23 protein-coding genes and 1 tRNA gene are annotated in these 20,933 nt (G+C 67.1%); 16 read left to right on the top strand and 8 right to left on the bottom strand.

Annotated elements, in window-relative coordinates; all coding sequences use genetic code 11:
• The first annotated feature begins 1 nt into the window (after position 1).
• Positions 2-1,096, top strand: a complete 1,095-nt coding sequence (ygfZ, locus tag FM104_RS00245) for a CAF17-like 4Fe-4S cluster assembly/insertion protein YgfZ (RefSeq protein ID WP_087129451.1) — start codon at positions 2-4, stop codon at positions 1,094-1,096.
• A 189-nt stretch (positions 1,097-1,285) separates the two neighbouring features.
• A complete protein-coding gene (locus FM104_RS00240) occupies positions 1,286-2,029 on the top strand; it encodes a phosphoglyceromutase (RefSeq protein ID WP_087129450.1) in 744 nt (247 codons plus the stop codon).
• A gap of 129 nt (positions 2,030-2,158) precedes the next feature.
• On the opposite strand, the gene phoU is transcribed toward FM104_RS00240, so the two are convergent.
• On the bottom strand, positions 2,159-2,860 hold the full coding sequence (phoU, locus tag FM104_RS00235; RefSeq protein WP_087129449.1) for a phosphate signaling complex protein PhoU: 702 nt from the start codon (positions 2,858-2,860) through the stop codon (positions 2,159-2,161).
• Positions 2,861-3,047: 187 nt separating this feature from the next.
• Here phoU and FM104_RS00230 point away from each other — a divergent pair, with 187 nt between their 5' ends.
• Together FM104_RS00230 and FM104_RS00225 are read left to right on the top strand one after the other, a co-directional pair.
• Complete coding sequence (locus FM104_RS00230; RefSeq protein WP_087129448.1) at positions 3,048-4,268, top strand: sensor histidine kinase; 1,221 nt, start codon at positions 3,048-3,050, stop codon at positions 4,266-4,268.
• Positions 4,265-4,948 carry a response regulator transcription factor gene (locus FM104_RS00225; protein ID WP_087129447.1) on the top strand — a complete coding sequence of 228 codons (684 nt, stop codon included), beginning with the start codon at positions 4,265-4,267 and terminating at the stop codon, positions 4,946-4,948. The genes FM104_RS00230 and FM104_RS00225 overlap by 4 nt, the downstream gene beginning before the upstream one ends.
• A gap of 68 nt (positions 4,949-5,016) precedes the next feature.
• Here FM104_RS00225 and FM104_RS00220 read toward each other — a convergent pair whose 3' ends face one another.
• Complete coding sequence (locus FM104_RS00220) at positions 5,017-5,523, bottom strand: hypothetical protein (protein WP_087129446.1); 507 nt, start codon at positions 5,521-5,523, stop codon at positions 5,017-5,019.
• Positions 5,524-5,657: 134 nt separating this feature from the next.
• Here FM104_RS00220 and FM104_RS00215 point away from each other — a divergent pair, with 134 nt between their 5' ends.
• The 4 genes from FM104_RS00215 to rlmB all read left to right on the top strand — a co-directional run bounded on the left by FM104_RS00215 (position 5,658) and on the right by rlmB (position 9,996).
• Complete coding sequence (locus FM104_RS00215) at positions 5,658-6,140, top strand: CarD family transcriptional regulator (protein ID WP_087129445.1); 483 nt, start codon at positions 5,658-5,660, stop codon at positions 6,138-6,140.
• Between the two features lie 101 nt (positions 6,141-6,241).
• Positions 6,242-7,426 (top strand): 2-C-methyl-D-erythritol 4-phosphate cytidylyltransferase, encoded by a 1,185-nt coding sequence (gene ispD, locus FM104_RS00210; protein WP_087129444.1) that lies wholly within the window; start codon positions 6,242-6,244, stop codon positions 7,424-7,426.
• Positions 7,427-7,505: 79 nt separating this feature from the next.
• Positions 7,506-8,990 carry a cysteine--tRNA ligase gene (gene cysS / locus FM104_RS00205; RefSeq protein WP_087129443.1) on the top strand — a complete coding sequence of 495 codons (1,485 nt, stop codon included), beginning with the start codon at positions 7,506-7,508 and terminating at the stop codon, positions 8,988-8,990.
• Entirely contained in the window at positions 8,983-9,996 is a 1,014-nt protein-coding gene (gene rlmB / locus FM104_RS00200) for a 23S rRNA (guanosine(2251)-2'-O)-methyltransferase RlmB (RefSeq protein ID WP_087129442.1), read from the top strand. Before cysS ends, rlmB begins: the two co-directional genes overlap by 8 nt.
• A 75-nt stretch (positions 9,997-10,071) precedes the next feature.
• On the opposite strand, the gene FM104_RS00195 is transcribed toward rlmB, so the two are convergent.
• Both FM104_RS00195 and FM104_RS00190 read right to left on the bottom strand, forming a co-directional pair.
• The gene (locus FM104_RS00195) at positions 10,072-11,379 is read right to left on the bottom strand and encodes a DUF4032 domain-containing protein (RefSeq protein WP_087129441.1); all 1,308 of its coding nucleotides are present in this window, start codon (positions 11,377-11,379) and stop codon (positions 10,072-10,074) included.
• Positions 11,380-11,477: 98 nt separating this feature from the next.
• Positions 11,478-12,581, bottom strand: a complete 1,104-nt coding sequence (locus FM104_RS00190) for an ABC transporter ATP-binding protein (protein ID WP_087129440.1) — start codon at positions 12,579-12,581, stop codon at positions 11,478-11,480.
• Between the two features lie 212 nt (positions 12,582-12,793).
• On the opposite strand from FM104_RS00190, the gene FM104_RS00185 reads away from it, so the two are divergent.
• The 3 genes from FM104_RS00185 to FM104_RS16395 all read left to right on the top strand — a co-directional run bounded on the left by FM104_RS00185 (position 12,794) and on the right by FM104_RS16395 (position 14,128).
• A complete protein-coding gene (locus FM104_RS00185) occupies positions 12,794-13,789 on the top strand; it encodes a DsbA family protein (RefSeq protein ID WP_087129439.1) in 996 nt (331 codons plus the stop codon).
• Between the two features lie 57 nt (positions 13,790-13,846).
• Positions 13,847-13,919, top strand: a tRNA-Thr gene (locus FM104_RS00180).
• A 50-nt stretch (positions 13,920-13,969) separates the two neighbouring features.
• Positions 13,970-14,128, top strand: a complete 159-nt coding sequence (locus FM104_RS16395; RefSeq protein ID WP_087129438.1) for a hypothetical protein — start codon at positions 13,970-13,972, stop codon at positions 14,126-14,128.
• A gap of 3 nt (positions 14,129-14,131) precedes the next feature.
• Here FM104_RS16395 and FM104_RS00170 read toward each other — a convergent pair whose 3' ends face one another.
• A complete protein-coding gene (locus FM104_RS00170; RefSeq protein ID WP_087129558.1) occupies positions 14,132-14,797 on the bottom strand; it encodes an SOS response-associated peptidase family protein in 666 nt (221 codons plus the stop codon).
• A gap of 61 nt (positions 14,798-14,858) precedes the next feature.
• Between FM104_RS00170 and FM104_RS00165 the strand changes: the two genes are divergently transcribed.
• Entirely contained in the window at positions 14,859-15,797 is a 939-nt protein-coding gene (locus FM104_RS00165) for a DMT family transporter (RefSeq protein ID WP_179206611.1), read from the top strand.
• A 15-nt stretch (positions 15,798-15,812) separates the two neighbouring features.
• On the opposite strand, the gene FM104_RS00160 is transcribed toward FM104_RS00165, so the two are convergent.
• Positions 15,813-16,361 (bottom strand): nitroreductase family protein, encoded by a 549-nt coding sequence (locus FM104_RS00160; protein WP_256971431.1) that lies wholly within the window; start codon positions 16,359-16,361, stop codon positions 15,813-15,815.
• Positions 16,358-16,762 carry a peptide-methionine (R)-S-oxide reductase MsrB gene (gene msrB, locus FM104_RS00155; protein ID WP_087129556.1) on the bottom strand — a complete coding sequence of 135 codons (405 nt, stop codon included), beginning with the start codon at positions 16,760-16,762 and terminating at the stop codon, positions 16,358-16,360. Before msrB ends, FM104_RS00160 begins: the two co-directional genes overlap by 4 nt.
• Positions 16,763-16,827: 65 nt before the next feature.
• On the opposite strand from msrB, the gene FM104_RS00150 reads away from it, so the two are divergent.
• From FM104_RS00150 to groL, 4 genes are all read left to right on the top strand, one after another.
• Complete coding sequence (locus FM104_RS00150; RefSeq protein ID WP_087129436.1) at positions 16,828-17,823, top strand: DUF2332 domain-containing protein; 996 nt, start codon at positions 16,828-16,830, stop codon at positions 17,821-17,823.
• A 9-nt stretch (positions 17,824-17,832) separates the two neighbouring features.
• Positions 17,833-18,090, top strand: a complete 258-nt coding sequence (locus FM104_RS00145; RefSeq protein ID WP_087129435.1) for a DUF3263 domain-containing protein — start codon at positions 17,833-17,835, stop codon at positions 18,088-18,090.
• Positions 18,091-18,163: 73 nt separating this feature from the next.
• Positions 18,164-18,751 carry a LytR C-terminal domain-containing protein gene (locus FM104_RS00140; protein ID WP_256971430.1) on the top strand — a complete coding sequence of 196 codons (588 nt, stop codon included), beginning with the start codon at positions 18,164-18,166 and terminating at the stop codon, positions 18,749-18,751.
• A 125-nt stretch (positions 18,752-18,876) separates the two neighbouring features.
• Positions 18,877-20,493 carry a chaperonin GroEL gene (gene groL / locus FM104_RS00135; RefSeq protein WP_087129433.1) on the top strand — a complete coding sequence of 539 codons (1,617 nt, stop codon included), beginning with the start codon at positions 18,877-18,879 and terminating at the stop codon, positions 20,491-20,493.
• A gap of 74 nt (positions 20,494-20,567) precedes the next feature.
• Here the strand turns inward: groL and FM104_RS00130 are convergent, their stop codons facing one another.
• Complete coding sequence (locus tag FM104_RS00130; protein WP_087129432.1) at positions 20,568-20,855, bottom strand: WXG100 family type VII secretion target; 288 nt, start codon at positions 20,853-20,855, stop codon at positions 20,568-20,570.
• Positions 20,856-20,933 lie beyond the last annotated feature (78 nt).

Below are 20,933 nucleotides of genomic sequence, written 5' to 3'. Positions count from 1 at the left end.
CATGGCACGTTTCGGTGCTCTTCCCGACGCTGTGCACGACGGTGACGTCGTCACGCACTTCGGCAACCCCCTGATCGAGCAGCGTCAACTCGCTGCCGGCCAGGCGCTCTCTCCCCTCGCCGACCGCGCGCTCGTCGAGATCACGGGCGAAGATCGCCTCACCTGGCTCGACTCGATCACTTCGCAGTTCGTCGCCCAGCTCGCGCCGGGAGACAGCACCGAACTCCTGGTGCTCGACCCGCAGGGTCGCGTCGAGCACGCGGCCGGCGTGCTCGAAGACGGCACGACCGTGTGGCTGATCGCCGATGCCGCCGATGCCGAGAAGCTCGCTGCCTGGCTGCAGCGCATGGTCTTCCGCTCGCGCGTCACCGTCACCCTGCGCGCGGATGCGCTGCTGGTCGGTTTCTTCGCGGGCGGTGCGGCCGAGGCGCGCATCGCAGCATCCACTCCGAACGGCGTGCCGCTCATCTGGCGCGACCCATGGACGCACACGCAGCCCGGCGGCCATCAGTATGCCGCGGCTGAGGGGCATCCCGCGGCCGAATTCTCCTGGAGCATTGCGGTCGTCGACGACGCGGCTCGGCTGAAGGGCCCGTTCGCCGGTGCGCTCGCCGCCGAGGCGCTGCGCATCGCCGCATGGCGGCCGCGCTGGTCGCACGAGGTCGATGAACGCTCGATCCCGCACGAGTCCGACTGGATTCGCAGCGCTGTGCACATGAGCAAGGGCTGCTATCGCGGTCAGGAGACCGTCGCCAAGGTGCACAATCTCGGGCATCCGCCGCGTCGACTCACTGCGCTGCACCTCGACGGCACCGAAGTGGTGCTGCCCGCCCGGGGAGATGCCGTCTTCGCCGGAGACGACGAGGTCGGCCAGATCACCTCGGCTGCCCTGCACTACGAAGACGGCCCGATCGCGCTCGCGATCCTGTCTCGGCGAGCTCCCGTGGGCGACCTCATCGTGCACACCGAGGGCACCCGGATCGCTGCCGCGCAGCAGGTCATCGTTCCCGCTGATGCCGGTGCCACCGCCGGTGTGCCGCGCCTCACCCGCCTGTCTCGCCGCCCCGAAGGCGTCGACCCCCGCAACGCCGGCTAGTTTCCCGGCCGCGCTCGATTTTCGTGGTGTGCGCCGCGCCCGACTTTCGCCGAGTGCACCACTTGCCGTCGAGTGCACGACTTATGCTCGCGAAGAGCCCGTGCACTCGGCGACTTCCCGTGCTCTCGGCGCGGTCGCTGTGGATGTCACGAGGCGGAGGGCGTGGGTGTGCGCGGTTAGGCTGGAGTCATGACGCGCACACTGATCCTGCTCCGCCACGGGCAGAGCGAATGGAACCAGCTGAACCTGTTTACCGGTTGGGTGGATGTCCGCCTGACCGAGCAGGGCAAGCAGGAGGCACACCGGGGCGGCGAGATGCTCGCCGAGGCCGGCATCCTGCCCGACGTGCTGCACACCTCGCTGCTCAGCCGTGCGATCCAGACCGCGAACATCGCGCTCGATGCCGCTGACCGCTCGTGGATCCCCGTGACCCGTTCATGGCGCCTCAACGAGCGCCACTACGGTGCTCTGCAGGGCAAGGACAAGGCACAGACGCTGGAAGAGTTCGGGCCCGAGCAGTTCCAGCTCTGGCGCCGCTCGTTCGACGTGCCGCCGCCCCTGCTCGATGACGCCAGCGAGTTCAGCCAGGTGAATGATCCGCGTTACGCCGGCATCGACGGCGAGGTGCCTCGCACCGAGTCGCTCAAGCTCGTCATCGACCGCCTGCTGCCCTACTGGGAGAGCGCGATCGTTCCCGATCTCGACGCGGGCAAGACCGTTCTCGTCACCGCGCACGGCAATTCGCTGCGTGGTCTCGTGAAGCACCTCGATGGGATCAGCGATGACGACATCGCCGAGCTGAACATCCCCACCGGCATCCCGCTGGTCTACGAGCTCGACGACAACAACACGCCCACCGCGGCGGGCCGCTATCTCGACCCCGAGGCCGCTGCCGCCGGCGCCGCTGCAGTCGCTGCGCAGGGCAAGAAGTAACACCCCGCCACCGCGCCGACACCCCGTTTTCGCACCGAGACCCCGCACTGCTGACGTAAGCAGTGCGGGGTCTCGGCGGGCGAAAGTGGGAAGGCAGAGCGGGGCGGCAGAGCGGATGCCGGGAGCCGGTCAGGCCTCCGGGGCAGCGGACCCCTGCGCTTCAGCGGCGAGCGCGATGTCCTCTTCCTCGACAGCCCAGTCGCCGGTGGCGAGGTACACGACCTTCTTGGCGATGGCGACCGCGTGATCGGCGAAGCGCTCGTGGTACCGGCTGGCCAGGGTCGCGTCGACAGTGGCGCCGGCTTCGCCCTTCCAGGTGTCGCTGAGCACCTTCTCGAACACACTGGCGTGCAGTTCGTCGACATCGTCGTCGGCATTGCGGATGGTGTCCGCGAGGCGCAGGTCCTGGGTGCGCAGCAGCTCTGACAGCGTGCGCGAGATCTCGACGTCGAGTTCGCCCATCCTCGTGAACGTGCCCTTCAGCCCCTTCGGGATGGCGCGCTCCGGAAAACGCAGCCGGGCGAGCTGAGCGATGTGCTCGGCCATGTCGCCCATGCGCTCCAGCGAGGCGCTGACGCGAAGCGCGAACACCACGATGCGCAGGTCGCGGGCGACCGGCTGCTGGCGGGCGAGAATCTCGATGGCCTGCTCGTCGAGCGTGACGGCCAGTTCATCGATCTTCGCGTCGTTTGCGATGACCTCCTCGGCCAGGGCCACATCACTCGTCGCGAACGCATGCGTGGCCTTGTCGATGGAGACGGTGACCAGGTCTGCGATCTCTACGAGACGCGCCTGGAGATCCTCAAGGGAGCGGTGGAAGACTTCGCGCATGGTGGGCGCAACCTTTCGTCGGGGTCGGCATGCTGCTGCCGGACGGGCACGCGCTGGCGCGAACCAGAGTCGATTGTCGCCACCGAAGGTTAACGAACGGTGCCCGGAACGTGAACTCTATCTCTACGGGGCGGGGTCGGGGCGCTGAACGGCGGGTGACAGGGTGCGTGAGCCCTACGCTGGGAGCATGCCCTCGCCTCAACTCGCGATGTTCGCGCTCGCGATCGGTGCGATCATCGGCGCCGGCACCGTTCTGCTGGTGGTGTGGGCGTATCGCGTCCGCTCAATCGCCGCGCAGGAGATCTCGAGATCGGTCCCCGAGGGGATCACCGAAGTCCTCGCGAGCATGGACGACGCGGCCTGCGTGCTCGATGCCTCGGGCCTGGTCGTCGCAACGTCGAAGTCGGCCGGGCGCTTCAGCATCCGGGCGGGCACCGTGCTCGAGAACTCTGATCTGCGCAACCTCGTCCGCGGCACGCGCTCCAGCGGTCGCAGCGAAACCGCCGACCTGCGACTCACCGGCGGCAGCACGCTCGATCCGCGCGCGGTGTCCGCGCGCTCCAGCGTTCTGGGAGCGAACCTGACGCTGCTGATCATCCGCGATGTCACCGAGCGCGAGCGGCTCGATCAGATGCGCACCGATTTCGTGTCGAATACGAGCCATGAGCTGAAAACTCCGGTGGCATCGGTCAGCCTGCTGGCGGAAGCCATCGAGTCGGCAGCGGATGACCCCGAGCAAGTGCGCTACTTCGCTTCCCGCATCACGGCGGAGGCCAGTCGTCTCGGTCAGCTCACCGGCCGCATCATGAGCCTGTCGCGGCTGCAGTCCGCTGAGAGTCTCGCGCAGGTCGAGCCGGTCTCGATCGACGAGGTGGTGACCGCCTCGATCGCTGCGCACGCCGTGCAGGCAGACTCCGCCAGTGTCGACCTCACCCGCGGTGGCGATCGCGATGCGTGGGTGCGCGGCGACGTGCAGATCCTCGTCGAGGCCGTCGGCAATCTGCTGGCGAACGCCATCGTGTACTCGCCGAAGGGGTCGCACGTGGGGGTCGGCGTCAAGGTCGACGGCGATGTCGTCGAGATCGCCGTGTCGGATCAGGGAATCGGCATTTCGGATGCTGATCGCGAGCGCATCTTCGAGCGGTTCTACCGCGCCGATGATGCGCGCTCACGGCGCACCGGAGGCACGGGGCTCGGACTGTCGATCGTCAAGCACGCGACACAGCGCCACGGCGGAGAGGTGCGGTTGTGGTCGCGGCCGGGACGCGGTTCGACGTTCACCATGCGACTGCCGCGCATCGATCCGCCTGCGGCCAGCTCGCACAAGAAGTCCAAGAAGACAAAGAAGAAGCGCGCGCGACCGACTGACGGTCACCCGCAGCGCATTCGAAACGGAGACACCGCATGACTCGCATCCTGCTCGTCGAGGATGAGCCAGACCTCGCCGACCCGCTCGCCTATCTGCTGCGACGGGAGGGATATGAGGTCGAGATCTGCGAAGACGGCCCGGGTTCGCTGACCGCCTTCCGCGAACGCGGCGCCGACATCATCCTGCTCGATCTGATGCTGCCCGGCATGCCAGGCACCGAGGTGTGCCGGCAGATCCGGCAGACCTCTGGCGTGCCGATCATCATGCTCACGGCCAAGGACTCCGAGGTGGATATCGTCGTCGGCCTGGAGCTGGGTGCAGACGACTACATCACCAAGCCCTATTCATCGCGCGAACTGCTCGCCCGCATGCGCGCGGTGCTGCGCCGCGCCGTGCAGGATGAGACCGAACTCGACGAGCGTGTGCTCGAAGGCGGTCGCGTCGTGCTCGACATCGACCGGCACACCGTGGCCGTAGCGGGCACGGAGATCAACATGCCCCTGAAGGAGTTCGAGCTTCTCGAGGTGCTGATGCGCAACGCCGGCCGGGTGCTCACCCGCGGTCAGCTGATCGATCGCGTCTGGGGCAGCGACTACTTCGGCGACACGAAGACGCTCGACGTGCACATCAAGCGCATCCGCTCCCGCATCGAGGAGAGCCCCAGCGAGCCGGTCATGCTCGTCACCGTGCGAGGTCTCGGCTACCGCTTCGAGGGCTGAAACGTGAGAGAGGCCGGTTCCCTCGGGAACCGGCCTCTCTCACGTGCAGCGGATGCTGCGAAAGTCGCTCAGCCTGCGTCCTCAGCGTCCATCGGGACCAGATCGGCGTACTGCTTGAGGGTGCCATCGAGCACCGGGACCTGCGACGGCGTGGCATCGCCATCGCCGGAGACGAAGAGGATCTCCACCGTGGCCCCCGGCTTGACCCCGAGGTTCTCGATGAGCAGCGGGTCGGCGTCAGCGCCGAGGCTGACGCGCTCGCCGGCCGGAACGCGCATGTTGAGGCGCTCGCCATCGATATCGATGTTCAGATTGGCGCTCTTGTCGCTCTCATTGATGAAGGCTGCGACGAGGTTGCCGGCCGAGCCGTCTTCGTTGGCGATGATCAGCGCGTTGCGAACGACGATGGGGCCACCGGTCGATTCGATGTTCACGCCGTCAGATGCGGGGTACTGGTTCAACGTGGCCTGGTGCGTGATGAAAGTGCAGCCGGTGGTGCCGAGCGCGACAGCGGCGCCCAGAGCGACAACGGCAACGAGACGCGAAGCGAGAGACGCAACAGAGCGCGAGTTCACGGATCCTCCTGAGGTGCGACGGGTGTCCTGGACAAGTCTAGTGGGTCAAGGGGCACCGCCCGGGACGCGATCGGCGCGAACCTTAGTGCATAAGTGCTGTGGTATCCTGGAGATTGCCGAAAGGACACGTTTTTATGCTTTTTGAGGTTGGCGAAACCGTCGTCTATCCGCACCACGGAGCCGCGACGATCATCGAGGTCAAGGACCGCGTGATCAAGGGCGAGACGAAGAAGTATCTGAAGCTCAATGTCACCCAGGGCGACCTTATCATCGAGGTCCCCGCTGAGAATGTCGACCTGGTCGGCGTTCGCGATGTGATCGGGCAGGAGGGCCTCGACCATGTGTTCGAGGTGCTTCGCGCTCCGTTCACCGAAGAGCCCACCAACTGGTCGCGCCGCTACAAGGCGAACCTGGAGAAGCTCGCGTCGGGTGACGTCATCAAGGTGAGCGAGGTCGTGCGCGACCTCTGGCGCCGTGATCAGGATCGGGGGCTCTCTGCCGGAGAGAAGCGGATGCTGGCGAAGGCTCGCCAGATTCTCGTCTCCGAGCTCGCGCTCGCAGAGAAGACCGATGAAGAGAAGGCGGGCGAGATCCTCGACAAGGTGCTTGCCTCCTGAGTCGATGTGATTCGCTCCCTGACCGGAGTGCAGAAGAGGGTGGATGCTGCGGCATCCACCCTCTTCTCGTCTGCAGACGCGGAAATCGGTAACGTGAGCGTGTGACCATCCTTCCCGTCCCTCGCACGGCGATCGTCGTCGTCGCCGCCGGCTCCGGAACACGCCTCGAGGCGGGGGCGCCGAAGGCCCTCGTCGGCATCGATTCGCGCTCGGTTCTCCGCCACGCGCTCGAAGGTGTCTTCGCCGCCCAGCCTATGCAGGTGATCGTGGTCGCTCCCACCGGCTTCGAGGGCACCGTCGAGACCGAGGTGCGTGCAGCGGCGGGTGACCGGCGAGATCTCGCGACCGTGGTCACAGGGGGCGCCAGCCGGCAGCAGTCGGTGGCGGCAGGGCTAGATGCGCTGTGGGGCGATATCGACACGGTGCTCGTGCACGATGCCGCACGGGCTCTCACACCCTCCGCACTGATCGATGCTGTTGCCGAGGCCGTCGACCTGAGCGGGGTCATCCCGTCGCTGCCCGTCATCGATACGCTCAAGCGCGTCGAGGGCGATGCCGTCGTCGCGGCGGTCGACCGGTCGGTGCTCGCGGCCGCGCAGACGCCGCAGGGCTTTCCCCGGGCGGCGCTCGAATCAGCTTATGCGCGGGCGGTCGCCGCAGGCGAGGAGCACACTGACGATGCCGCTCTGTTCGCTGCGGCCGGCGGCGCGGTTCGCAGCATCCCCGGCTCAGCACGAGCCTTCAAGATCACCACGCCCGCCGATCTGGAGAGGGCGCGGGTGCTGCTCATGGACACGCGAACATCATTGAGCCTTCCCCGTGTCGGAATCGGCACGGATGTGCACGCCTTCGGCGGCGAGGGCCACCTCTGGCTCGCGGGCTTGGAGTGGCCAGGTGAGCCGGCGCTATCCGGACACTCCGATGGGGATGCCGTGGCGCATGCGATCGTCGACGCGCTGCTTTCCGCGGCCGGACTCGGCGACATCGGCGAGCACTTCGGCACCGCCCACCCCGAGTACGCCGGAGCGCACGCCGATGTGTTCCTCGCCCGCACCGCGCAGCTGCTCGCCGACGCAGGCTTCGCCATCGGCAATGTGTCCGCTCAGTTCCAGGGCAGCCGCCCCCGTTTCAGCTCCCGTCGCCACGAGGCGGAGCAGGTGCTGTCGACGGCGCTCGGGGGAGTGCCGGTGAGCCTGGCCGCGACCACTACCGACGGCCTCGGGTTCACCGGGCGCGATGAGGGGATCGCCGCGACAGCGATGGCACTGGTGGTTCCGCGCGGCTGACGCACTCTCCTTCTGCGCACATCCGCAACAGTGCGGCGTACACCGGTTCTGCTCGGCCACGCCCCGGTACGCTATGACAGTGACACTTCGGCTCCATGACACGCGCGCGCAGCAGCTGCGCGATTTCGTCCCGATCGACCCCTCGAACGTGACGATGTACGTGTGCGGACCCACGGTGCAGTCAGGCCCCCATATCGGGCATGTGCGCGCGGCACTCAGCTTCGATCTGCTGCGTCGCTGGCTGCAGCGCCGCTTCGGCCGTGTCACCTTCGTGCGCAACGTCACTGACATCGACGACAAGGTGCTCGACAATGCCACTGATGGCGAGCCGTGGTGGGCGCTCGCCTATCGGATCGAGCAGGAGTTCTCGCAGGCGTATGCCGCCGTCGGCATCCTGTCGCCGACGTGCGAACCGCGAGCAACCGGCTTCATTCCGCAGATGCAGGAGCTCATCGCGCAACTCATCGAGCGCGGCCACGCCTACCCGGCCGCCGATGGCTCCGGCGACGTCTATTTCGACGTGCGCTCGTGGCCGGCCTACGGCGAGCTGACCCGCCAGTCCGTGGACGCCATGGAGGCGGCGGTGGATGCTGATCCGCGCGGCAAGCGCAACCCGCAGGACTTCGCCCTGTGGAAGGCCGCCAAGCCAGGAGAGCAAGCGGATGCCGCGTGGGATTCTCCCTGGGGCAGCGGGCGGCCCGGGTGGCACATCGAGTGCTCGGCGATGGCGAAGCGCTACCTCGGTGCGGAATTCGACATTCACGGCGGGGGACTCGACCTGCGCTTCCCGCACCACGAGAACGAGCTCGCGCAGTCGACCGCTGCCGGCGACGGCTTCGCCCGCTACTGGGTGCACAACGGCCTCGTGACCGTCGGCGGACAGAAGATGGCGAAGTCGCTCGGCAACTTCACCCTCGCGAGCGACGTCCTCGACGAGCACGATCCGCTGGTGGTGCGCTACGCGCTCGCCGCAGCGCACTATCGCTCCAGCCTCGACCTCTCGGAATCCTCCTGGACGGAGGCCGAAGCGGCACTCGGGCGCATCAGAAGCTTCCTCGAGCGGGCGCAGCACCTGCCCGAGCAGAACGACATCGCACGAGCCCAGCACGAAGCGCAGGCGGATGCCAGGGGAACGCTGCTGTCGTCGCATGCCGCCGATTTGGACGGGGCTGCGACAGCATCCATTCCCGGATCCTTCGCGGATGCGATGGATGGCGACCTCGGTGTGCCGCAGGCCCTGGCGGTCGTCCACGATACGGTGCGGCGCGGGAACCGAGCGATGGATGACGATGACGCCGCGGGCGCTGAGCGCGCCCTGAACGAGGCGACGGCGATGCTGGATGTCCTCGGTCTCAACCCGCTCGATCCGCAATGGCGACGCGCCGACGACAGCACGACAGCATCCGCTCTTGACGGACTCGTGCAGACGATGATCTCCCAGCGCGCTCAGGCGCGCGCGGACAAGGACTGGGCCGCAGCCGATCGCATCCGCGATGCGATCGCGGCGGCAGGCATCATTCTGGAGGACACTTCAGACGGAACACATTGGAGTATCGATGGCTAAGATCGGCCGCCCCGGAGCGGGCAACAGCAAGAAGAAGGGTGCGACCAAGGGCACCGGCGGATTGGGTCGCAAGTCCCTCGAGGGCAGGGGCCCGACGCCTAAGGCGGAAGACCGCAGCTGGCACGTCGCCGGCAAGCGGAAGGCTGCACAGGAGCGCTTCGCCGCGGCAGGCGGCAAGGGGCGCCCCGGTGGCAACTCCGGCGGAAACCGCGGCAAGCAGGGCTCTCGGGGCTCGTCCGGCTCTTCGCAGAACAGCGATACCGAGACCGTCACCGGCCGCAACTCGGTGCTCGAGGCGCTGCGCACCAAGATCCCCGCGACGACCCTCTACATCGCCCAGCGCGTCGAGATGGACGACCGTGTGAAGGAGATGCTCTCCATCGCGCGGCACCGCGATATCCCCGTGCTCGAGGTCACCCGTCAGGAGCTCGACCGGATGGCCGGATTCGACGGCGTGCACCAGGGCGTCGCGCTGAAGGTGCCGCCGTACACGTACGCGCACCCGCAGGATCTGCTCGAGCAGGTCATCGATCGCGGTGAGACGCCGCTGTTCATCGCGCTGGACGGCATCACCGACCCGCGCAACCTCGGTGCGATCATCCGCTCCACCGCCGCCTTCGGCGGGCACGGCATCATCCTGCCGCAGCGTCGCTCGGCCAGCGTCAACTCCGCTGCCTGGAAGACCAGCGCAGGTGCGGCCGCACGCCTCCCCGTCGCGCTGGCGTCGAACCTGACCACGCAGCTGAAGGAGTTCAAGAAGCAGGGCGTCTTCGTGCTGGGACTGGACGGCGGAGGAGACGTGGCGCTGCCTGCTCTCGAACTCGCCGATCGGCCCGTGGTGATCGTCATCGGCTCCGAGGGCAAGGGGCTGTCGCGCCTGGTCACCGAGACCTGCGACCAGATCGTCTCGATCCCGATCTCCGCGGCGACAGAGTCGCTGAACGCGGGCATCGCCGCATCCGTCGCGCTGTACCAGGTCTCGACCGTGCGGGCGGCTAAAGCCTGACGGCGCGGGACGTTTCGAGCCGCTAGCGGGGCACCGGAATGATCCGCAGCGCGCTCAGGGTCGGCCGTCGGCCAGTCAGACCAGATCGCGCCAGTCGATCGCAGCGGTCTCCGGTGACACTTCGACGGCTCCGGTGACCACCGGCAGACTCATCGTCTCGGTCGGCGGCCCCATGATCGTCGCCTCATCGCGGCGGTGGCGCAGGACGTCGTTGATGTAGCTGGTGAGCACTTCAGCCAGCGGCACGGCGCGGCCCTGCGCCTGTGAGAGATACCAACGGTGCTCGAGCACCTGGTGGTAGACCTCCGCCGGCTCGAGCTTCGCGCGCAGGTCGTAGGGGATCGCCCGGACGACGGGTTCGAACACGCGCGTGAGCCACTCGTGGGCGTGCAGCTCTTCGTCGCCCTGATGCCGGGTCGACCGAGCCTGGAACTCGTCGAGGTCGTTCAGCAGGCGCCTCGCCTGATTCTCTTCGACGTCGAGGCCGGTGAGTCGGATGAGGCGCCGCTGATGGTGTCCGGCATCGACCACCTTCGGCTGAATGCGAACAGCCGTGCCGTCGGTCGTTGTCACGAGCGTCATCTCGTCGATGTCGAAGCCGAGGGCATTGAGCTTCTCGACGCGCTCGGTGATGCGCCAGGTCTCACCTGTCGAGAAGGACTCCTCGTCGGTGAGCGCCGCCCACAGCGACCGGTACGACGACACGATGCCGTCGGCGATCTCCAGAGCGTCCACTCCGTGCTCAAGACGGCCACCGGCGGCCAGGTCCATGATCTCGCCGGCGATATTGGTGCGCGCGAGGTCTAGATCGTACGCGCGCTGTCCGTCGGTGAGGCCCTCTTCGTGGAGCTCACCGGTCTCGGCATCCACCAGGTACGCCGCGAAGGCGCCCGCGTCGCGGCGGAACAGGGTGTTCGACAGCGAGACATCGCCCCAGTAGAAGCCGACATTGTGCAACCGCACCAGCAGCAGCGCCAGAGCATCGACGAGGCGATTGGCGGTGTCTGGACGCAGCACCTGCGTGAACAGCGCGCGGTAGGGCATCGAGAAGCGCAGATGCGAGGTGACAAGGGCCGCTGGCAGGGCCTTTCCTTCAGCATCCGCTCGCCCGGCGATCACTGCGACGCGACTGACGCATGGCACGTCGAGCTTCGCGAGATTGCCGAGCATCTCGTACTCGCGCTGCGCCATCTCGGCGGTGGTCTCCTTGACCGCGATTACCCGTCCGGAGAGATCCGCGAACCGCACCAGGTGCCGCGAGAGCCCCTTCGGCAGCGACACGATGTGCTCGGACGGCCACTTGCCCAGCGGTGTCGACCACGGCAGAGAGAGCAGCCCCGGGTCGACGGTGCTGGCCGTGATGCGCAGCGACTCCTGCTTCATACTTCCTCCACGACGATCTTCTGAATGCGATCTCTTGTGAAAATGCCGCGGCGCGGGCGACCGAAGTCAGCCCGCGCCGCGGTGGGGTCGTTCCGTTCTCAGGCGGAGACGACCGGCTTGTCGTTCAGGCGCAGACCCGACTCGATGTCGAACGCGTGCACGTGGCCTGCAGTCGCGGCGAGCGTGACCGTCTCACCGGCGTTGGCGTGGTTGCGGCCATCGACGCGGGCGACGATGTCCTGACGCTTGCCGCCGATCTCCGCGTGACCGTAGAGGTAGCCGTCAGCGCCGAGCTCCTCGACCAGGTCGACGACGGCGGTGAGGCCCTTGCCGTCGGCCGGGTTGACGACGATGTCTTCGGGGCGCACACCCACGGTGACCTGCGAGCCGTTGGCGCGCCCCACGGTGTCGCGCTCAAGCGGGACAACCTCGGTACCGAACTGCACGCCGCCCTCGACGAGGTCGGTGGTGAACAGGTTCATCGCCGGCGAGCCGATGAAGCCGGCGACGAAGACGTTCTCGGGCTTCTCGTAGAGGTCGCGGGGCGAACCGACCTGCTGCAGGATGCCATCCTTGAGCACCGCGATGCGGTCACCCATGGTGAGGGCCTCGGTCTGGTCGTGCGTGACGTAGACCGTGGTGACGCCCAGGCGGCGCTGCAGCGAAGCGATCTGCGTACGCGTCTGCACGCGCAGCTTCGCGTCGAGGTTCGACAGCGGCTCGTCCATGAGGAACACCTGCGGCTGACGAACGATCGCGCGGCCCATGGCGACACGCTGACGCTGGCCGCCCGAGAGGGCCTTCGGCTTGCGGTTGAGGTACTCCTCGAGGTCGAGGAGCTTGGCTGCCTCGAGCACGCGAGTGGCACGCTCTTCCTTGTTGACGCCGGCGATCTTCAGGGCGAAGCCCATGTTCTCGGCGACCGTCATGTGCGGGTACAGCGCGTAGTTCTGGAACACCATCGCGATGTCGCGATCCTTCGGCGGCACGTCGGTGACGTCGCGGTCACCGATCATGATGCGGCCGGCGTTGACCTCTTCCAGACCTGCGAGCATGCGGAGAGACGTCGACTTTCCGCAGCCGGAAGGGCCGACCAGAACGAGGAACTCGCCGTCTGCGACCTCGAGATTGAGCTTGTCGACGGCGGGACGAGTGCCGCCGGGGTAGACGCGTGTCGCGTCATCAAAGGTCACAGAAGCCATGACATTTCTCCTTCACCGGCAGGTACGTGCCGGACGATCCGTAGTGATAGAGCGGCGAAGTCGCTTCGCCGTGGCCCTTCATTGGGCCCTGTTCAGTATGCCACGGCTGGCCGCATCTGGGTATTTCCCAGACTGCCTGGTTAGCATCGAACAGGTGCCGCTTCCTATGCGGCCGCGGGATCACCCGTCCCATCTGATCTTCAAGAGGAACGATGTCGAGCGACGAAACGCCGAACGTCCCCGCTGCCCGCAATTCGCGTGAGGCGGTGCGGGAGAAAGCACAGCAGGTGCACGCACAGCAGTCCCGAGCGCGCGTGATGCGACGAATTCTCATCGGCGTGGTGGCTGTCGTAGCGGTCGGTGCGATCGGCGCCGCCGTTGCCTTCGCAGTGGGATCGTCGATGTCGAAGCCTGCGCTCAGCCCGAGCGGAATGGTCGATGACGGCGTGATCGTCACAGACAGCACGATCACCGTCGGCGGGACCGAGACGACGCCGGCGCCGACGGCGAGCTCCGGTGGTGTTGGCACGACCGCGACTCCGACGCCCTCGCCGAAGACGACCGAGCAGCCCGCGGAGCCGACCGAGATCCACGTCTACGTCGACTATCTGTCGGCGGGAGCGGCCGAGTTCGAGCGTGCCAACGCACGCCAGCTCGCAGGGTGGATCAAAGAAGGCGCCGTCACGGTGACCTACCACCCGGTGGCGCTGCTGACGGCCAGCTCGAACGGCACGAAGTACTCCCTGCGGGCAGCATCCGCTGCGGCGTGTGTCGCGACGTACTCTCAGGAGCGCTTCTACGACTACAACCACGAGCTGCTCACCGATCAGCCCGAGATCGACAGCGATGGCCGCACGAACGTGCAGCTTGCCGATCTGGCCGTCGCGGTCGGGGTGAGTCATGCCAAGAAGGTGCGCTCCTGCATCGAGAATCAGGACTTCGTGAAATGGGCGAAGGACGCGACCACGCGTGCACTCGAAGGACCGCTGCCGGGCACGAAGGACCTCAAGCTCAACAGCGAGGCTCTTGTCATCGTCGCCGGTGAAGCATACGTCGGCGCGATGGGCGACCCGGCCGAGTTCTCGCAGTTCGTGCTGACCACGGCGAGTGACGAGTACTACGGCACGACCAGCCCGAGCCCCACGCCGACCCCGACGTCACCGACCGCGCCGTCGACGCCGGCTCCGACGGAGACGCCCGAGGACTGACGCGACGTGCAACCGGCGTCTTCGCAATCGCTATGATTGTCACGGTCCTGTAGGTCCGCCGACTTGGCGCAATTGGTAGCGCACCGTACTTGTAATACGGGGGTTACGGGTTCGAGTCCCGTAGTCGGCTCTGAAATAACGCATCTTCATTTGGCGGGAAAATCCGCGTAGCGTGGCGCCATGATCGGTTTTCTGATTCTCCTGCTCGTGATCTGGGTGGTCCTGTCCGTGCTCGGCTTCCTGATCAAGGGGCTGTTCTGGCTCGCCGTCATCGGAATCGTGCTGTTCGTCGCGACGATCCTCTTCGGTGTGTTCCACGCGCGCAACAAGACGGACTGAGGCTCAGAAGAGCCGCTCGCCGCCGGTGCTGCGGGGCGCTGCCTTCTCGTCTTCAGCAGGAGTGACGCGGACCGTCTCGTTGATTGGCGCGGATGCCGAGATCGCCGCATCGATCAGGTCTCCTCGTGCGTTCGACGTCGTGAGCCAGTCCTCAGCGAAGCCCGGGCTGATCAGCAGGGGCATCCGATCGTGGACGTGCGCCAGGTGCGCGGCAGCCGGCTGCATCACGATGCTGTAACACGTGTAGTCGACGCCGTCTGAGGTGCGCCCGGGCCGGGTCACGGCGGCCAATCCCAGAAGCCCGTCATCGGGAGCGGTGAAGTGGTGCCAAACGCGAGAGGGCTTGGCCATCTCTCGCCAGAACGAGACCGGCACGATCGCGCGGGCAGGGAGGTCGCCCTTGGCATTGGCGAGTCGCTCTGACCGGGTGTTGATCGAAGCGAAGCTCGCGGGAGCGCCATTGACCAGGTAGCCCCACCAGGCGAGTTCCAACTCCGAGGATCCAGTGAGAATCGGGTTCAGATTGCGCAGATTCTTGCCCGTCGGTCGCAGGATCTCGCCGTCATTGCCCACGGCCCACGAGCGAAGCCCCTCGAGCACAGCAGCATCGACGACATCCCGATACTCGTGGTCATCGAATCGCGGATCCAGCCCATAACTCGCGCACATGGAGACAGCGTACGCATCCGCTCCGACATCGGAGCAGTGCATCTCGGGTAACGTTGCGCTGATGACCGAATCGCGCCCACTGCCGACCTGGATCGCGCTGGGCGGAGCGGTCTCCATCGGCGCGATGACGGCTGTGCAGGCTCGCATCAATGGCGTGCTCGGCGTGCGCATCGACGACGGTATCGTCGCCGGGCTGGTCTCATTCGGCGTCGGCCTTGTCTTCCTGGCGGTGCTGATGCTCAGCATCCGCTCTGCTCGAGATGGCGCGAAGCGGATGTTCTCCGGCATCCGTCGCCGGACCATTCCGTTCTGGATGCTGCTGGGCGGCACCTGCGGCGCGCTGACCGTGTCGACGCAGGGCTTCGTCGCGGGAGTCCTCGGCGTCTCGCTCTTCACCGTCGGCGTGGTCGCCGGTCAGACCCTGCACGGTCTGCTGCTGGACCGCATCGGCTTCGGCCCCTCCGGCGTGGTCGCGGTCACCCCGGGCCGGGTCATCGGCGGCTTTCTTGCGCTCGCCGCCGTCGCGATCTCGCTCGGCGGCGACGTGCTCGCCCACGCGCCGCTGTGGCTGCTGCTGCTGCCGTTCTTCGCCGGGGCGGGAATCGCCTGGCAGGCCGCTGCCAACGGTCGTCTTGCGCGCACGGTGTCCTCGCCGCTGTCAGCCACGCTGATGAGCTTCATCTCCGGTACGACAGTGCTGATCCTGGCATCCGTCATCAGCATCGCCGTGCGCGGCATGCCCGGCGCCTTCCCTGCCGAGCCGTGGCTGTATCTGGGCGGGCTCCTCGGCTTCACGTACATCCTGCTCGGTGCATACCTGGTGGTGCACACCGGTGTGCTGCTGCTGGGTCTGGGCAGTGTGCTCGGCCAGCTGGTGACCTCGATCGCGATCGATCTGATCTGGCCGGTCGACGCAGGCCCCGCCATATGGCAGCTGGTCGCAATGGTCGTCGTCGCCGTGGCATCCGTCATCGTCGCGATGCCGCGCCGACAGCGCTGAGACCGAGCCGGGCGCTCAGCGCTTCTTCGGCTCCGGCATCCGCGTGAGCATCTCGTCGGCATCCACGAACTTGCGGCGTCCGGCGTCCTTGCCCTCGGGCTTCCCGCCGACGTAGAGCCAGCCCAGCAGCTCTTCATTCTTCGACAGGCCGTGCGCTTTCGCGACTGCCTTCGACCGGGTGAGCCCGCCCGTGCGCCAGAGCACGCCCCAGCCCGCCTCATCCAGCAGCAGGCTCAGCGTGTGTGCCACGCCGGAGGCCACGGCCTCCTGCTCCCAGCGCGGCACCTTGTCGCTCTTGCGGAACGAGGCGACGATCGCGATGAGCAGCGGCGCGCGCAGCGGCTTGGACGATGGCTTGCTGTCATCTGCGGCCTTCGCCATCGCCGACCCGAGGATCAGGCGGTCGTCTCCGCGCAGCTCGATGAGCCGCCACGGCCGCAGTGAGGAATGATCGGCCACGCGACCGGCCGCCTCGATCAGCGGCAGCAGCTGCTCGCGGGTCGGCGCGTCATCGGTGACCTTCGACCAGGAGGCGCGGCGACGGACCGCGTCGAGAGCGGTCACGGCTCGTTCGGGGTGAACGACAGCGCCAGCGAGTTCATGCAGTACCGGTCGCCGGTGGGCGTGCCGAACCCGTCCGGGAACACATGGCCCAGGTGCGAGCCGCAGGCAGCGCATCGAACCTCTGTGCGCTCCATGCCGAGGGTCCGATCCTCGATGAGCTGCACAGCCTCCGGCCGCACAGACTCGTAGAAGCTCGGCCACCCGCATCCGGACTCGAACTTCGTGCCGCTCTGAAACAGCTCAGCCTGGCAGGCGCCGCAGCGGTAGAGTCCGTCGCGCTTCTCATCGAGAAGCTCGCCGGTCCACGGCCGCTCGGTCGCGGCGTTGCGCAGCACCGCATACTCCTCGTCGCCGAGCTCGGAGCGCCATTCTGCATCTGACTTGTTCACGCTGTAGGACATGCCTCCATTCTCTCGCGTCTGCGAGGCGTCGGGGTCTGCCCGCGCAATCCGGTGAGAATGGGCAGATGACCACGGATGCTGTGCGCGCGCGCTTCGAGCGCTTCGCCCGCGAAGAAGCGCCCGGTCGCAGCGATGTGTATCTGGAATGGGCGCTCGGTATCACGGGCGACGCCGAGATGCAGCAGCTGCTCGCGCGAATCGACGAGCAGCACCGGCAGCCGCCGCTGGTGTTCGCCGTCACGCGACTGCTCGGGGCGCCGACCGACTCGTATGCGCGTTGGCGAGACTTCGTCTGGGGCCACGCCGACGACGTCATCGCCGAGTGCGGGCGGCGCACCGTGCAGACCAATGAACCGCTGCGGCTGGGCCCCCTGCTGCCAGCTCTGAGCGAGATCGACGGGCCGATCGCGCTGCTCGAGCTGGGGGCTGCGGCCGGCCTGTGCCTGTACCCCGACCGGTACTCCTTCCGCATCGTCGGCGCCGACGGAGCCGAGCGCCTTCGCCTCGACCCGATCGATGGGCCGTCGCGCGTCGTGCTGACGAGCACGGTCGGTGGGCATCTTCCGCGCCTGCGCATGCCGGAGATCGTCTGGCGGGCGGGCATCGATCTCGCTCCGATCGACGTGCAGGATGCTGATGATCGACGCTGGCTGGAGACGCTGATCTGGCCGGGGGAGCACGACCGTGCAGCCCGCATCGCCGGCGCGATCGAGATCGCCGCGGCGGATCCGCCGCTCCTCTGCGCCGGGGATGCGGCAGAGCGGCTCGACGAAATCGCCGCAAGCGCCCCGGCCGACGCGACTCTCGTGGTCACTACACCGGGGGTGCTCGTCTACCTGCCGCGCATGCAGCGGCACGCGCTGATCGACCGCATCCGATCGCTGGACGCACGTTGGATCACGATCGATCAGCCGAAGCTGCACGACGCCTGGCAACCGGCGATCGATGCCCGCGAATTCCGCGGCTGCGCGGTGGCCGTCGACGGGCGCGTCTGCGCCGACGCCAACCCGTTGGGACGATGGTGGGAGTGGCGCGGCAGTGCGCCGACGGATGCCGCGTAGCCTGAGGCCATGCTCGGTGAACTCTCTGATCGCGATCGCGCGATCCTCGCGCTGGAGGCGGCCTGGCCGCGGCACGGTGGCGTGAAAGAGGAGAAGATCCGCTCGCAGCTCGGGATGAGTGCGGCGCGCTACTACCAGCTGCTCGGTCGGCTCATCGAAACACCGCAGGCGCTCGAGTTCGATCCGCTTCTGGTGCGGCGACTGCGTCGGCTGCGCGATACGCGCGGCACGCAGCGCACTGCCCGCATGCGCGGCTTCGTCGGCTGATCGGGTCCGCGGCTCGCGGTGCCGCCCGGGCGCTCGGTGCGGATTCCCTGGTTCTCCCCGCTAGCATCGAGGGGTGTCAAAACGCCCCCACGACAGATTCGATGACGTCCCCCGTGCCTCCGGACGCGTCGGCGCGCATCGCGCCGAGCAGCCGGGAATGAACGGCCTGGTCGTGCTGCTGTGGTCGGCCGCCGTCGCGCTCGTGCTGATCGTGGTCGGAATCTTCGTCACGCTGGTGATGATGGGGCGCATCGACCTCTTCCCCGAGGCGGAGCCCACCTCGGTGCAGACGCCGGGAGTCGTCGCAGAGGTCGACACCTCCTATCGGGTGCTCATCCTGAATGCCACGCCGCAGAGCGGGCTGGTCGCGTCCGTGCGCACACAGCTGCTCGCAGAAGGATGGGCGGCGGATGCGGTGTTCGGCAGCGATGGCGCAACCCAGCAGTTCGACAAGACCACCGTGTTCTATATCGACAAAGGGGATGAGTCCGCAGCCCTCGGGCTTGCCGAGGTGCTCGGAGGCGCCGAGGTCGAGCAGAGTGATTTCTATGCCGCTCTCAACGACACGGAGCTTCCACAGCTGACCGTCGTGATCGGTCTGGACAAGGTGTCAGATGACGTCCCGGAACCGGAGAGCACGGAAGAGACTCCCGCCGACTGATCCGCAGCGGCAGGATCAGCGACTCGGGCGGCTTGCACTCTCATGGGTCGAGTGCCAGACTGGGGTTAGCACTCGCATACGCAGAGTGCTAATCCACCTCTACGTCCGGGAGGGACGAAAGACTCATGGCAAAGATCATCGCTTTCGATGAGGAGGCCCGTCGCGGCCTCGAGCGCGGCCTGAACATTCTGGCTGACGCCGTCAAGGTGACCCTCGGCCCGCGCGGTCGCAACGTCGTGCTCGAGAAGAAGTGGGGCGCCCCCACGATCACGAACGACGGTGTGTCGATCGCCAAGGAGATCGAGCTCGACGACCCGTACGAGAAGATCGGTGCGGAACTCGTCAAGGAGGTCGCCAAGAAGACCGACGACGTCGCCGGTGACGGAACCACCACCGCTACCGTTCTCGCTCAGGCACTGGTTCGCGAGGGCCTGCGCAACGTCGCAGCCGGCGCTGACCCCATCTCGCTCAAGCGCGGCATCGAGAAGGCTGTTGCGGCCATCACCGCAGACCTGCTCGAGCACGCGAAGGAGATCGACTCCAAGGAGCAGATCGCGGCCACCGCATCCATCTCCGCCGCTGACCCCGAGATCGGCCAGCTCATCGCCGAGGCGATCGACAAGGTCGGCAAGGAAGGCGTCGTCACCGTCGAGGAATCGCAGACGTTCGGCACCGAGCTCGAGCTCACCGAGGGCATGCGCTTCGACAAGGGCTACCTGAACCCGTACTTCGTGACGGACCCGGAGCGCCAGGAAGCGGTCTTCGAGGACCCGTACGTCCTCATCGCCAACCAGAAGATCGGCAACATCAAGGACCTGCTGCCGATCGTCGACAAGGTGATCCAGGACGGCAAGGAGCTCGTCATCATCGCCGAGGACGTCGAGGGCGAAGCTCTCGCGACCCTGGTGCTGAACAAGATCCGCGGCATCTTCAAGTCCGTCGCCGTCAAGGCCCCAGGCTTCGGCGACCGTCGCAAGGCACAGCTGCAGGACATCGCGATCCTCACCGGCGGCCAGGTCATCACCGAAGAGGTCGGCCTGAAGCTCGAGAACACCACTCTCGACCTGCTGGGACGCGCACGCAAGGTCATCGTCACCAAGGACGAGACCACCATCGTCGAAGGTGCCGGCGAGGCATCGACGATCGAGGGTCGCGTGACCCAGATCCGTCGCGAGATCGAGAACACCGACAGCGACTACGACCGGGAGAAGCTCCAGGAGCGTCTCGCCAAGCTCGCGGGCGGCGTCGCCGTCATCAAGGCGGGCGCGGCGACCGAGGTCGAGCTCAAGGAGCGCAAGCACCGCATCGAGGACGCCGTTCGCAACGCGAAGGCTGCCGTCGAAGAGGGCATCGTCCCCGGTGGTGGCGTCGCGCTGATCCAGTCGGCACGCGCTCTCGAGGGCCTTTCGCTCGAGGGTGACGAGGCAACGGGTGCGAACATCGTCCGTGTTGCTCTCGAAGCACCGCTGAAGCAGATCGCCCTCAACGCGGGACTCGAGCCCGGCGTTGTGTCGCACAAGGTTGCTGAGCTCCCCGCGGGCCACGGCCTGAACGCGGCGACCGGTGAATACGGCGACATGTTCGCGCAGGGCATCATCGACCCGGCGAAGGTCACCCGTTCGGCACTGCAGAACGCAGCGTCGATCGCGGCGCTGTTCCTCACCACCGAGGTCGTCGTCGCAGACAAGCCCGAGAAGTCTCCGGCCATGCCGGCTGACCCGTCGGGCGGCATGGACTTCTGATCCTGATCAGACCCAGCTGAATACAGAAACGCCCCGGCTTCGGCCGGGGCGTTTCTGCGTGCCGCGGTGGCTGCTCAGCGGAACAGGCTCGCTGAGTACAGGTCGGCGTCGGCGTACTGCTTCGCGGCGGAGCCGAGCGCGACGCCGATCGACGCCAGCACCTGCTCGACGTGCATCTGGGCGCCGCGCCACTGCTCGCTGCACTGCTGGAACGCGATCGATGCGGAACCGGTCCACGAGGACTGCAACTGGGTCAGCTGCGCCATCAGCGCGGTTGACTCGCCCTGCAGACGTTCGATGGTGGCGTGCGTGGACGCATTCGCGGCATGCACCGCATCAGTGTCGACGGTGAAGACGGACATGAGATCTCCTCTCGTTGGGATTACGACGCTAGACGCGCGGCGGTAGCGAGCCTGGCCGGAATCCCGACGCCTGTGCAC

This window comes from Microbacterium esteraromaticum (assembly GCF_900163815.1).
GTDB lineage: Bacteria > Actinomycetota > Actinomycetes > Actinomycetales > Microbacteriaceae > Microbacterium > Microbacterium esteraromaticum_B.
Note: the sequence above shows the minus strand (reverse complement) of the source record. Positions and strands in the feature narration are given on the sequence as shown.

Coding starts and splice junctions, on each gene's coding strand:
- ygfZ (WP_087129451.1), top strand. CDS start 2: ATGGCACGTTTCGGTGCTCTTCCCGACGCTGTGCACGACGGTGACGTC.
- FM104_RS00240 (WP_087129450.1), top strand. CDS start 1,286: ATGACGCGCACACTGATCCTGCTCCGCCACGGGCAGAGCGAATGGAAC.
- phoU (WP_087129449.1), bottom strand. CDS start 2,860: ATGCGCGAAGTCTTCCACCGCTCCCTTGAGGATCTCCAGGCGCGTCTC.
- FM104_RS00230 (WP_087129448.1), top strand. CDS start 3,048: ATGCCCTCGCCTCAACTCGCGATGTTCGCGCTCGCGATCGGTGCGATC.
- FM104_RS00225 (WP_087129447.1), top strand. CDS start 4,265: ATGACTCGCATCCTGCTCGTCGAGGATGAGCCAGACCTCGCCGACCCG.
- FM104_RS00215 (WP_087129445.1), top strand. CDS start 5,658: ATGCTTTTTGAGGTTGGCGAAACCGTCGTCTATCCGCACCACGGAGCC.
- rlmB (WP_087129442.1), top strand. CDS start 8,983: ATGGCTAAGATCGGCCGCCCCGGAGCGGGCAACAGCAAGAAGAAGGGT.
- FM104_RS00195 (WP_087129441.1), bottom strand. CDS start 11,379: ATGAAGCAGGAGTCGCTGCGCATCACGGCCAGCACCGTCGACCCGGGG.
- FM104_RS00190 (WP_087129440.1), bottom strand. CDS start 12,581: ATGGCTTCTGTGACCTTTGATGACGCGACACGCGTCTACCCCGGCGGC.
- FM104_RS00185 (WP_087129439.1), top strand. CDS start 12,794: ATGTCGAGCGACGAAACGCCGAACGTCCCCGCTGCCCGCAATTCGCGT.
- FM104_RS16395 (WP_087129438.1), top strand. CDS start 13,970: ATGATCGGTTTTCTGATTCTCCTGCTCGTGATCTGGGTGGTCCTGTCC.
- FM104_RS00170 (WP_087129558.1), bottom strand. CDS start 14,797: ATGTGCGCGAGTTATGGGCTGGATCCGCGATTCGATGACCACGAGTAT.
- FM104_RS00165 (WP_179206611.1), top strand. CDS start 14,859: ATGACCGAATCGCGCCCACTGCCGACCTGGATCGCGCTGGGCGGAGCG.
- msrB (WP_087129556.1), bottom strand. CDS start 16,762: ATGTCCTACAGCGTGAACAAGTCAGATGCAGAATGGCGCTCCGAGCTC.
- FM104_RS00150 (WP_087129436.1), top strand. CDS start 16,828: ATGACCACGGATGCTGTGCGCGCGCGCTTCGAGCGCTTCGCCCGCGAA.
- FM104_RS00145 (WP_087129435.1), top strand. CDS start 17,833: ATGCTCGGTGAACTCTCTGATCGCGATCGCGCGATCCTCGCGCTGGAG.
- groL (WP_087129433.1), top strand. CDS start 18,877: ATGGCAAAGATCATCGCTTTCGATGAGGAGGCCCGTCGCGGCCTCGAG.
- FM104_RS00130 (WP_087129432.1), bottom strand. CDS start 20,855: ATGTCCGTCTTCACCGTCGACACTGATGCGGTGCATGCCGCGAATGCG.